At 33.3% G+C, this 11,728-nt stretch carries 10 protein-coding genes and 1 pseudogene; 4 read left to right on the forward strand and 7 right to left on the reverse strand.

What is annotated here, in order from left to right; translation table 11 throughout:
• Positions 1-303: 303 nt before the first annotated feature.
• Positions 304-3,381, reverse strand: coding sequence for a leucine--tRNA ligase (locus tag AB4Y90_RS13095; protein ID WP_441558012.1), 3,078 nt, complete (start codon positions 3,379-3,381; stop codon positions 304-306).
• 199 nt (positions 3,382-3,580) lie between these two features.
• Positions 3,581-4,048 (reverse strand): lipocalin family protein, encoded by a 468-nt coding sequence (locus AB4Y90_RS13100; RefSeq protein ID WP_441558013.1) that lies wholly within the window; start codon positions 4,046-4,048, stop codon positions 3,581-3,583.
• Between the two features lie 141 nt (positions 4,049-4,189).
• Between AB4Y90_RS13100 and AB4Y90_RS13105 the strand changes: the two genes are divergently transcribed.
• A complete protein-coding gene (locus AB4Y90_RS13105) occupies positions 4,190-4,942 on the forward strand; it encodes a glycosyltransferase family 2 protein (protein ID WP_441558019.1) in 753 nt (250 codons plus the stop codon).
• Positions 4,942-5,568, forward strand: coding sequence for a deoxyuridine 5'-triphosphate nucleotidohydrolase (locus AB4Y90_RS13110; protein WP_441558014.1), 627 nt, complete (start codon positions 4,942-4,944; stop codon positions 5,566-5,568). Before AB4Y90_RS13105 ends, AB4Y90_RS13110 begins: the two co-directional genes overlap by 1 nt.
• Here AB4Y90_RS13110 and AB4Y90_RS13115 read toward each other — a convergent pair.
• The 5 genes and pseudogenes from AB4Y90_RS13115 to AB4Y90_RS13135 form a co-directional block, all read right to left on the reverse strand.
• A complete protein-coding gene (locus tag AB4Y90_RS13115; protein ID WP_441558015.1) occupies positions 5,560-6,798 on the reverse strand; it encodes a 3-deoxy-D-manno-octulosonic acid transferase in 1,239 nt (412 codons plus the stop codon). The two genes, AB4Y90_RS13110 and AB4Y90_RS13115, sit on opposite strands and share 9 nt — an antisense overlap.
• Positions 6,799-6,801: 3 nt before the next feature.
• Entirely contained in the window at positions 6,802-7,269 is a 468-nt protein-coding gene (locus tag AB4Y90_RS13120; protein ID WP_441558016.1) for a DUF1648 domain-containing protein, read from the reverse strand.
• 5 nt (positions 7,270-7,274) lie between these two features.
• Positions 7,275-7,905: pseudogene (locus tag AB4Y90_RS13125) on the reverse strand (C40 family peptidase).
• A 93-nt stretch (positions 7,906-7,998) separates the two neighbouring features.
• Complete coding sequence (locus AB4Y90_RS13130; RefSeq protein WP_441558017.1) at positions 7,999-8,646, reverse strand: O-methyltransferase; 648 nt, start codon at positions 8,644-8,646, stop codon at positions 7,999-8,001.
• A 548-nt stretch (positions 8,647-9,194) separates the two neighbouring features.
• Positions 9,195-10,028, reverse strand: a complete 834-nt coding sequence (locus tag AB4Y90_RS13135; protein ID WP_408091137.1) for an OmpA family protein — start codon at positions 10,026-10,028, stop codon at positions 9,195-9,197.
• A gap of 86 nt (positions 10,029-10,114) precedes the next feature.
• On the opposite strand from AB4Y90_RS13135, the gene tilS (AB4Y90_RS13140) reads away from it, so the two are divergent.
• Both tilS (AB4Y90_RS13140) and tilS (AB4Y90_RS13145) read left to right on the forward strand, forming a co-directional pair.
• Positions 10,115-11,038: a tRNA lysidine(34) synthetase TilS gene (tilS, locus tag AB4Y90_RS13140; protein WP_441558018.1), complete on the forward strand. Its 924-nt coding sequence runs from the start codon at positions 10,115-10,117 to the stop codon at positions 11,036-11,038.
• Positions 11,039-11,121: 83 nt separating this feature from the next.
• Positions 11,122-11,358, forward strand: a complete 237-nt coding sequence (gene tilS / locus AB4Y90_RS13145) for a tRNA lysidine(34) synthetase TilS (RefSeq protein WP_441558020.1) — start codon at positions 11,122-11,124, stop codon at positions 11,356-11,358.
• Positions 11,359-11,728 lie beyond the last annotated feature (370 nt).

An 11,728-nucleotide genomic window follows, 5' to 3' on the forward strand; every position in this document is an offset into this window, starting at 1 on the left:
GGATTAAGACCTCCTGCTTTTCTAGCAACTACTTGCTCATCATTTTTTGAAACATTCATTTCCATATTTAACTAAATTATATTGTTTTAAAATTTTAAAGTTGTAAAATAAAGGCAAAATTAATTAAAATGCAATAGTATCAATTAACATTTTGCCTTTTTTTCATAATGATAATTTGATAAGATTCTGATATCGTAATTATATTCGGAAATTTTAATTATATTTCTTAATTTTATAAAATATCTTAGAAAATTAAAAATTTAAAACCTCTGAAATTTTGATTTTAGCAATGTTAAATTTCTTTTAAATTACAATATTAACGATTTTTTTTGGCACAACGATGACTTTTTTAGGGGTTTTACCTTCCAAAAGAGCTCCCATTTTGTCATTCTGAAGCACTAAATCTTCAACCTCTTTAGCAGATAGTGTTGCAGGAAGAGCAATTTTAAATTTCATCTTTCCATTTACACTTACAGGATACTCAATTTCGTCTTCAACCAAATAGTTTTCATCCAAAACCGGGAACCTTTCAAACTCAATAGACTCGTTATTACCAAGCAAACTCCACAATTCTTCACAGATGTGTGGCGCATACGGAGAGATGATAACGGCTAAAGGTTCCAAAATATTGCGTTTGTTACATTTTATTTTTTGCAATTCATTTACAGCGATCATAAATGAAGATACAGAAGTATTGAAAGAGAAGTTTTCGATGTCGTAAACTACCTTCTTTATTAATGTATGCAAAACCTTGTATTCTGCTTTCGTTGGCTCCTCGTCTGAAACTTCAAAAACCTCGCCATTAAAATACAGGTTCCAGAATTTTTTAAGAAAACCATAAACTCCACTCAGACCTTGTGTGTTCCAAGGCTTCGATTGCTCTAACGGACCTAAGAACATTTCATACAATCTTAAACCGTCTGCTCCGTATTCTTCACAGATATCATCAGGATTTACCACATTGTATTTTGACTTAGACATTTTTTCTACTTCACGTTCTGTATAGAATTTTCCATTTTGAGCTGGATAGAATTCAGCATTTTTAAACTCATCTCTCCAAGACATTAAATCATCTACATTAATAGAGTTATCTTTGGAATCAACTAAATTAACATCAACATGAATTAAATGGGTATCAAATATAAATCGTTTATCTTCAAAATTTTCATAAAAAGAATCTTTTTCACGAATTTGTTTTAAAATTTTATTTTCAAAATCTTTTAAAACATTTTCTGAAAAAGTAGCATTAAAGACACCTTTTCTAAAACCGTCCTCATCCACTTCATCTGATAACACAGTTTTAGTATCAACGCCTTTAGCCGAAATATATTGAGGTGGGTCAATCCTCATATTATGATGTTTTTTATTTGGTCCATCATATAAATTCACCTCAGTACATCTATATATTTTAGCACTCATCCCCAAAATCATCCCCTGATTGATCAACTTCTGGAAAGGCTCATCATGATTAATATATCCTCTGTCTTTTAAGAACATATTCCAGAAACGGGAATATAATAAGTGACCCGTTGCATGCTCGCTTCCTCCAATATACAAATCTACTTGTCCCCAATAATCTGAAAGTTCTTTATCGGTGAAAACTCCCTCGTTTTTCGGATCCATATATCTTAAGAAGTACCAAGAACTTCCGGCCCAACCCGGCATTGTAGATAATTCTAACGGGAAAATAGTTTTTTCGTCGATTAAATTGGTGTCCACAACTTTTTGGTTGGCTTCGTCCCAGGCAAAAGTTTTTGCATTTCCTAATGGCGGATCTCCGTCTTCTGTCGGCAAATATTTTTCAACTTCAGGAAGCTCCAAAGGCAAAGCCGAAGTCGGCAAAGTGTAAGGCATTCCATCCTTATAATATATAGGAACCGGCTCTCCCCAATAACGCTGTCTTGAGAAAATAGCATCACGCTGTCTGTAATTCGTAGTTCCGTGACCAATTGCTTTCTTTTCAATTGCATCTATGATTAATGCTTTTGCCTCATCATAATGTAATCCGTTTAAGAAATCAGAATTTACGCAAACACTCGTTTTAGAATCAAAAGATTTTTCCTGAACGTCTTCTTCAGTTTCTACAACTTTTTTAATTTCAAGATTAAATTTCTTTGCAAATCTGTGGTCACGTTCGTCGTGTGCAGGAACAGCCATTACAGCTCCCGTTCCGTACCCCATCAATACATAATCTGAAATATAGATCGGCATCTTTTCATTGCTGAACGGATTGATTGCATAACTTCCCGTGAAAGCACCCGAAACGTTTTTCACGTCAGACATTCTGTCTCTTTCGGTTTTTTTGGAAGTTTCTTCTATATAACTATCTACTTCAGCTTTTTGTTCGGCAGTTGTAATTTTTTCAACTAAAGGATTTTCAGGCGCCAAAACCATAAAAGTTGCTCCGAAAATGGTATCGGGTCTTGTGGTGAAAACTTCTATATAGTTGTTGGTTGTTGGTTGTTGGTTGTCAGAATCATTATTGTTATCAACTGACTCTAAACCATCAACCAAGAATTTTACCTGCGCTCCCTGAGATTTTCCGATCCAGTATTCCTGAGAATCTTTCAAAGGTTGCGGCCAGTCTAAAGTTTTCAGACCCTGCAATAATCTTTCAGAGTAAGCAGAAATTCTCATGCTCCACTGCATCATTTTCTTTTGGAAAACAGGGAAACCTCCCCTTTCAGATTTTCCGTCTTTTACCTCATCATTTGCTAAAACTGTTCCCAAAGCAGGACACCAGTTTACCGTCGTTTCCGCTCTGTATGCTAAACGGTAATTTAAAAGAATATCTTCTTTATCAATTTCAGAAGCAGATTTCCATTCTTCTGCAGTGAAATTTAATTCGTCGTTTTGATTGGCATTTAAACCTTCCGTTCCTTTTTCTTCAAAATGTTTGATCAAAGTATTGATAGATTCTGCCTTATCTGTACCTTTATTATACCACGAATGGAACAATTCAATGAAAATCCATTGGGTCCATTTATAATAAGAAGCGTCTGAAGTTCTCACTTCTCTGCTCCAGTCGAAAGAAAAACCGATTTTTCTAAGCTGCTCTTCGTATCTTGTAATGTTTTGCTCGGTTGTAATCGCAGGATGTGTTCCCGTCTGAATTGCATATTGCTCAGCAGGAAGCCCGAAACTATCATAACCAACAGGATGGAGAACATTAAAACCCTGATGTCTTTTATATCTCGCATAAATATCAGACGCAATATATCCCAACGGATGACCTACGTGAAGCCCTGCTCCGGAAGGATACGGAAACATATCGAGAACATAAAATTTAGGTTTGTCTGTGTTATCGGAAGTCTTGTACGTTTGATGGTCTTCCCAGTATTTCTGCCACTTTTTTTCTATCTGCTGATGATCGTAAAACACTTTTTATAATAGATGTTAGATGTTAGACTTTAGATATTAGACTAAATTTTTCATTTAATTCTAAGATCAAGATTTACAAAAATAATGATAATAAAATAAATGTAAATTTAATTTTGAATGAATTACAATGTAATCCTTCATAAACAAAAAAAATCTCACCATAAAGATGAGATTGTATAGTAATATGAAATACTGATTATTATTGCGGAATTCTTTTAAAAGTATAGGTTGTAGACTTATAAATAGTAGGATCTGTAGTATCTTCAATTTTCAGGTTTAAAGTTTCAGCATTGAGTAAAGTTACTTTACCTTTATCTGGAACTACAGTTCCCTGATATTTAATCTCGATATTTTTCTCAGAAGAATCGTATATATATGTAAAATTACGTTCAGCAGTTGTGCTACATATCGCTGGACTTCCTGCCATATCTTTATTGGTTCTTTTACCCGAAGAATTTTCATTAAAAACCCATCTTCCTTCTTTCTGGCAATCTGTGTAAACTATTTCGTCAGAAAATCCTACGCCGTCAGCGGGAATCTGAGTTTTCACCTCTTTGGTTGGCGACCACGTTCCCACGATAGGAAACACCTGTTCCGGTGCGTCGTCGTCGTTACATCCTGTAAAAGCTAATAATGATAATCCTGCAAATAATGCTAATTTCTTCATAGATCAAATTTTTCAAGCGTTAAAATTATGATTTTTTTTAAAAATTCAATCATTTTTTTTGAATTTTGGAGTATAATTTACATTTCCTTAAAAATTTACCGTAGAAAATCGATTCTCAAAGCCTTATATTTGCAAAAAAACATGCCTGAAGTTTCTATCATTACACCCTGCTACAATTCTTCTCTTTTTTTAGAAGAAACGATCAGCTCGGTAATAAATCAGACCTTTACCGATTGGGAATGGCTTATTACAGACGATCAGTCAACCGATAATTCTGTTGAGATCATTCAGCAATATCAGGATTCAAGAATACAATTAATTATTGCAGAAAAAAACGGCGGCGCAGGTCATGCAAGAAACCTTTCTTTACAGCAGGCAACCGGAAGATTTATCACTTTTCTGGATGCCGATGATTTTTGGGAACCCAATTTCCTTGAAGAAATGGTGAATTTTATGAAGCGGGAAAATGCAGAAATCGCTTATTCTAATTACGCGAGATGTGACGAAAATTTAGTTCCGAAAATTGAAGATTTTAAAGCGGATAAAGAAGTTAATTTTAATAATCTTCTTAAAACCTGCAGACTTTCGCTTCTTTCATCGATGTACGATTCTCAAAGAGTCGGAAAAGAATTTTTCCCAGAAGGAAGCAAAAGGGAAGATCATGTAATGTGGCTGAATTTATTAAAAAAAATCCCGACAGGAAAACCGCTTCCCAAAACAATGGCGAAGTATAGAATGCGTGAAAACAGCATTTCAAGAAAAAAACAGAATATCATAAAAGACCAGTATCTTGTTTATAAAGATTTTATGAAATTTTCTACCTTAAAATCTCTTTATTACACTGCAAACTGGGCTTTGAACGGATTTTTAAAATATTCAAAATTTTTTAACTAATGGAGTATTCTAAAGAATTTAAAACTGCATTAAGCCAACTTTCATCTGTAGAAAAAGACCGGCTCATTTTCAGGCTGCTGAGAAAAGATGAAATTTTATCTAAAAAATTATATTTCGAATTAATCGATCAGGAAACCGTTGACCAGAAACGTGATGCAATGGAAGAACTGATTAAGGAGAAAGTAGAATATGCTTCTAAATACATCAGCAATCAGAAATATTTTATTGTACTCATCAGAAAAATAAGCGCTCAAATTACCGAACACGTAAAAGTGACAACCGATAAATTTGGTGACATCAGTTTAAATCTTTTACTGATCAATGAAATCCTGGAAAGCAACGAAAAACTGAGCCGACAGAGATTCAATGATGTTTATAAGCTTTATCTTTATCTCATCAATAAAATTGTAAAAGCATTAACTTTAACTAAAAAACTAGATGAAGATTACTGGATGGAAATTGATGAGTATCTTTCTGTTGCATTGGAGAAAATTGCCGCCAATATTTACCTCGAAAAATTGTTCATCAACAACGGAATAGACTTTAATTGGTTCAGCACCGATAAAATCCCGGATCATTTTGATCTGATCATCAAAGACATTAAGAATCAGGGATTTTTAAAGTGATAAAATTTTCTGAAGAATAAGCTCTGAAGAATCCGGCTGATTACTAACAAACCGCTCTGCATTTTCAGACATTTCTTTGAGTAAATTTTCGTTTTTAGTTAAATTTAAAACAAATTGTGCTGCAGAATTTTCATCTTCAAAAGACTTTCCTCCTTCAGCCGAAATTAAATCATCAGCTTCCGGATTTTTCTTGTAATGATTCCCGAAAATCACAGGAACACCGAAAGTTGCCGCTTCCAGAATATTGTGAAGTCCCGCATCATGAAAACCACCGCCAACAACGGCAACATCTGCATAAGAATAAAGTTTTGAAAGTAAACCGATACTGTCGATAATTAGCGTTGGAGAGTTGGAGAGTTGGAGAGTTGGAGAGTTTTGCAATTCGCTGTATAGAATTGCAGAAGGAAAAATTTCTTTTAAATTTTCTACTCTTTTTAAATCGTGTGGAGCGATAATTATTTTTAAACGCTCATCTTTTTCAGATATTATTTTAGCCATTTTTTCTTCAGCCTGCCATGAACTTCCGAAAACAACTGCTTTTTTTCCATCAATAAATTCTTCAACGAAATTTACATGATTGTCGCTTCGTCTTAATTGCTTTACCCTGTCAAACCGGGTATCTCCGGTCACCGAAGAATTTAGTAGACCAATACTTTTAGCCAAAACATAAGAATGCTGTGTCTGATGAAAAAACCAGCTTATGTTTTGTTTCAGCTGTTTTACAAACCATTTTCCATAGCTTGTAAAGAAAGACTGCCTTTCGTAAAACAATGCCGAAATCACAAATGTTTTTATCTTTCTAAGTTTAAGCTCAGCCAGAAGATTGTACCAATAATCGTATTTAACAGTGAAAAACAGTTCGCAATCAAACTGGGAAATAAATTCCTTTATCGTATTTTTTTTATCGAAAGGAAGATAACAAACCGCATCTGCAATATGTTTTTTTTTAATTACGTTTTCATAACCTGAAGGCGAAAAAAAAGTAATAAGAATTTTATGATCGGGAAAATTTCTCTTAAGCTTTTCTAAAACAGGAAGCCCTTGTTCGTATTCTCCAAGACTTGCAGCATGCATCCACAAAACTTTATCAAATTTTGAAAACGCAGATTTTACAATACTTAAAGATTGTTTTCGTCCTTCAACGCCTTTTTTAGTTTTATCATTAAACAACGACAAAATTTTCATTCCAAAAATGAGAAGATTTACAAATATTGAATATAAAAAAGCCATTGATTACCGATAAATATAAGCCGAAATTATTGCAGCCATTACACTAAGAAAAATAAAAGGAATAAATAATAAAATGTGAGCTCTCGCTTTCGAGTCTGGATTTAAACTGTAACGAATTGTATAATCCTGGATATTTAAAAACATCAATAAAACAAGAAACAAAAGCCATTTCAACAGAAAAACCATAATGAGAAACTGCATTTCCTGGTTGGCTTCGGTAATCTCAAAAGGAAAATTTCCGGTTTCGGGATGTTTTGTTATAAAAAAGAAAACCACATAAAATATGATCGATAAAACCGGCATAAAAAAAGCAAATCTTTTCTTACCGAAATGGTCTGGTTTTCCTTCAAGATCAAAATGAGTAGGTATTTTTTCGGGAAGTTTTTTGTAGATCCTTAAAGTATAAATCCATAAAAACAGAACCAATAGCAGATTCAGAATATCAAAAACAGTAAAGATCACAGTTCCCATAAGAGTTAAAGAATGCTTTTAATTACTCTCAGTTTGTGAGTGTGTTTATTCATTTCTTTATTAAAAATTCCGCTGGAATCTAATGTATCAATTCTTACTTTCCCGGAAGCATGGATGATTTTTTGATTATCGAGCATGATTCCTACATGAATAATTTTACCTTCAGAATTTTCAAAAAAAGCCAAATCTCCTGGCCGACTTTCCTCCACAAAACTCAAAGCTTCGCTAACTTCGGCTTGCTGATAAGCACAAATAAGGAATGTTCAGAAATTCTTTTGCCGTTAAAGCGATACTTTCACGTATATCATGACTTCTTCTTGATGCAACCGCCGGAAACTCCACTTCAGAACCCATCGAGAGCAATGTTTTCCCATCGAGAGTCATTACCGAAGAAAAATCTTCCGTAATTAAGGTCACTTTTCTGTTGGCAAGATATTCTTCGGTGACAGGTTTGATCTGTTTGGTATCCATCCAGCCTTCATAGCCGTCGTAATGCATTTTTATTTTCGTCCAGTTTTTATTGACTTCTAAAATATCTGCACTTTCACCATACAAAATTTCGGTCACGATCTCTGCTTTATCAGAATTTTCAGCACGAACAGGCGCTACAGTCACGATACAAATTCCTTTATTCATCAATTTATTTGATTTAAAGATTGAATGATTTAAATATTAAAAAATCAGATGATGTAAAATCTTTAGATTATTTTAATTTTTAAATCTTTAAATTTACTTTCTTCTTAGAAAGTTTACTCCGTCTCGCAAAGGTAAAATAAGATTTTCAAAATCTTCATCTTTTGCCACCAAATCATTAAGCTCTTTAATGATCTGCGTAGATTTCTGCTTAGGATTTTCTTCTAAAACTTTTCCGTACCACAATACATTATCAAACAAAACGACAGATCCCGATTTTGTTTTTGGCTTGATTAATCTGAAATATTCTGCATAATTTTCTTTATCGGCATCAATAAAAATAAGATCAAAAACCTCGTCCGTATTTCGCAGAAATTCTTTGGCATCCAGAATTTTAAAATCAATCTGGTCTGAAAATCTGCTTTCAGAAAAATATTTTCTCGGAAGATAAGCCAGGTCTTCATTTACATCAAGCGTTGTTATTTTTCCGTCGGAAGATAAACCTTCCGTAAGACAAAGTGTAGCGTATCCCGTAAAAGTTCCTATTTCCAGAACGTTTTTAGGGTTAAGCATTTTAGAAATAATCGTTAAAAGCCTTCCCTGCTGATAACCGGAAATCATATGCGGCTGAGTGGTTTTCTGAAAAGTTTCTCTTCTTAATTTTTTTAGAATCTCGGGTTCAGAAGATGCGTGATTTTCCAGATACCGATCCATTTCCGGATTTTTTTCTTCAAAAAAACTCATTTATTTTTTATTTGTTCAAATTTAATTAAAATAATTCTGGCGCTTAGAGCTTGTTTTAAATTTAAATGAAAATAATTGATCTCGCAGATTTTACTAATTGAGCAGATTAATTTCTCTGCTTTAATCTTCTAAATTTGTGCAATCTCAGAGAATTATATAAAAAAATGATTAAATCAAAAGTAAATCATACAGAATTTAAATTAATAAAAACTGAAACAAGCGCTTCAATGAAAATATAATTTCTAAAAAATATCCGTAAAAATACGGATTGTTTCCCTAACGATTGCCGAATACCTTTGTTGTACTGCAAAGACATAAAGAGGCAAGAATAATTAAATGAAGATGATGAAGACAAATTTGTCACCTGTGAATGGCGAAAAAGATTACACGATTACCCGATCGTCATCCACAAAGAATAGTTCCCGCAAAAGAAAACGCAGTTTTTTCTTACATCAGATTATAAAGCTTCTGAAAAAAGAAGATGTAGTCTGAAAAACAAAAAATTCCGATAATCGCTTATCGGAATTTTTTATTTAAATGTAGTCTGATTACTTCTTAGGAGTAATATCCATCAATTTCATAAACTCATCCAGCTTAGGCATGATGATAATTTCTGTTCTTCTGTTTTCAGATCTTCCGGAAACGCTCATGTTTGTAGCTTTAGGATTGTATTCTGAACGACCACCCGCTGTAATTCTTGCTGGGTCTACACCAAACTGAGTCTGAAGAATCTTTGCAATCGCAGTACCTCTCAAAGCAGAAAGATCCCAGTTGTCTCTCGGTAAGTTTGCAGAATTTAAAGGTGCATTATCTGTGTTACCTTCAATCAATACAGAATATTTATCGTAATCGTTGATTACTTTTGCTACTTTACCCAAAACTTCCTGAGCTGCAGGCAAAACATTGTAATCTCCTGTTTTGTACAATAATTTATCTGATAACGAGATCATTACAACACCTTTAAGAACTTTTACCTGAACATCCTGATCAGTCACATTATCCAAAGATCTTTTCAGCTTGTTTGATAATGCTAAATTTAAACTGTCGTTTTTAGCATTTGCAGAAATCAATTGCTTGATATAAGAATTTGATGCATTGATCTCACCAACCAATTTATCAATATTCGCCGAGCTTTTTCCGGTATTTGAAAGACATGCATCCAAAGACGATTTTAAAGCATCGTGCTGACTTTTTAATAAGTTATTTTCCGCAGTTAACGTAGAATTCTGACCTTTCAGATCCTGAATTTCACGCTGTCTCTCCCCAATATTTTCAATACACTGTTTGTAGTTGCCACTTAGAGCATCATACTGTTTCTTACTTACACAAGATGTCATTCCCAACACCACTGCCGAAGCCATTAAAATTTTAAAAATCTTCATAAATAAACTTTTTAAACGATTTCAAAGGTAGCAAAATTCATTTTAATAAATAGGATTATCTTTGTTGAAAAGAAATTCCGGGCATTATGCTTACACAATCTGCATTCAAAAAACAGCTTCAAAATCTTATTCAATTACCGGATAATCCAACTTATCTTTTGGCGGTAAGCGGAGGTGCAGATTCTATGGTTTTGGCGTATCTGTTTATGCAGTTAAGAGATTCAGRTTACGATTTTCAGGTTGCGCATATCAATTATAAACTTCGTGGCGAAGACTCAGATTCTGATCAGAAAGTGGTAGAAAATTTCTGCAAAAAAAATAGTATTAAATTTCATTTATATGAAGTTTCGGAAAAAGACAAAAAGCCTGAAAATTCTATCCAGCTTTGGGCGCGTGAACTCCGCTACAAATTTTTTAGAAAAATCCAAGAGAAAGAAAAGCTGGATTTTTTGGTAACCGCGCATCATCTTAACGATCAGCTGGAAACTTTTATCATCAACCTTTCAAAAGCTTCAGGAATTAATGGCTTAAGCGGAATTCCCGCCAATGAAAATAATATCCTGAGACCATTATTAAATTTTTCAAAAGAAGAAATTTATCAGTTTGCCAGAGAAAACAATATTGATTTCCGTGAAGATATCTCCAATAAAAAAAACGATTATCTGAGAAATAAAATAAGAAATGAAATCGTTCCGAAACTTTCTGAAACCAACGATCATTTTCTGGAAAACTTCAGAAAAAGCATATCTTTTCTTAATCAGACGAAGGATTTTGTAAATGATCAGATTCAAAACATAGAAAAAGATCTTACTGTTTTTAATAATGAACACAAAATTTTATCAAAAGTAAAGCTGGCTCAGGAAAGTGATTTTGTACAATTTGAGATTCTAAAAAAATATGGTTTTAACCAACCCGAAGAAATCCGGAAAATTTTCTCTGCAGAAAACGGAAGCTCTTTTTTCTCAGAAGATTATCATTTAACAATTTTGGTTTCCATCAGGATGAGATAAAAATCAATATTAAAAATTACATTGAAGAAGGAAAATCTTTTAACTGGGTTTTCGATACAGAAAAACTCCGGTTTCCTTTATATCTGAGAAAACAAAAAGAGGGCGACGAGTTTTATCCTTCAGGTTTTTCAGGAAAAAAGAAGGTTGCTAAGTTTTTCAGAGACGAAAAATTATCTGCAACAGCTAAAGAGAAAGTCTGGATTTTGTGTGATGCCGAAGATCAAATTTTAGGAATCGTTCCGCTAAGGCAGGATCGCAGATCTGAAGCAGCCGTCAATACTCAAAAAACAACAACAGTGCAATCGACAGAAGAACAGTAAATTTTTTAGCCATAAAAGATTCCGAAAACCGCAATACATCTTTCGGGATTTCGCATCAAATTATTTTATTTATAAAAAATCAGTTCTGAAAAATAAAATTTTACATACTGAAAATCAATAAATTATAAAAAATAATTTCATTAACGGGGTGATTTTTTTCTTTTTGGGAGAACATAATAGAAACAATTATTATGTTCAAAACAATTATACTCAGCACATTTCTGTTTTTAGGAATTTTTGCAAGCGCACAAAAAAACAAAGGCATTAATTTTCAAAATGTAGATCTCGAAGCTGCAAAAAAAATTGCTCAGAAAGAAAACAAACTCATTTTCATAGATCTTTTTACAACCTGGTGCGGACCGTGTAAACT

It is taken from the genome of Chryseobacterium sp. 2TAF14 (assembly GCF_052115105.1).
In the GTDB taxonomy this organism is placed as follows: domain Bacteria; phylum Bacteroidota; class Bacteroidia; order Flavobacteriales; family Weeksellaceae; genus Chryseobacterium.